1 protein-coding gene is annotated in these 543 nt (G+C 46.2%); it reads left to right on the forward strand.

The genetic code is table 11. The features are described from left to right. Positions 1-543, forward strand: a 543-nt coding sequence (locus tag G9H65_RS13280; protein ID WP_166375819.1) for a hypothetical protein, incomplete at both ends; no start/stop codon positions are given.

Raw genomic sequence — 543 nt, forward strand, 5'->3', positions numbered from 1 at the left:
CGACAGGCTTAACAGGTAGCATAACTGGATTATCTGGAACGGATAAATTGAATAGTGCTGTTGACTTTAGCAGTGGAGTAGCGAACTTGACAAGCTTAGGCTTGAAGTACACAGGAACAGTAGGTTCAGGAACCTTCACATTTACTCCTGCCACAGGAACGGCAGTAACGAGTGGAAGCATCGATATCAATAGTGGATCGGCCAATAAGTTTGTGATTACAGGAAGCGGAACACAGACAGCAGGTACAAGTCAAACGATTACGATCACCGCGAAAGATGCGCAAGGAAATACAGTAACAGCTTACACAGGAGCTAAGAGTTTAACCTTCTCTGGAGCGAATAGTTCTAGCTCACCAGTAAGCTCACCTAAAGTGGGAAGTACTGACTTTGGTACAGCGACGAGTGTAACCTTCAGTAATGGAGTAGCCACAGCGAGCATGAGCTTATACAAAGTGGAGTCTGCTTCAATCAGTGTGACAGACGGCAGCTTAACAGCGAGTGGAGGAGGAGAATTAGCTGTAGGCGTATCGGTAGGAAGCTTTG

This window comes from Aquirufa ecclesiirivi, assembly GCF_011250515.1.
Classification (GTDB): domain Bacteria; phylum Bacteroidota; class Bacteroidia; order Cytophagales; family Spirosomataceae; genus Aquirufa; species Aquirufa ecclesiirivi.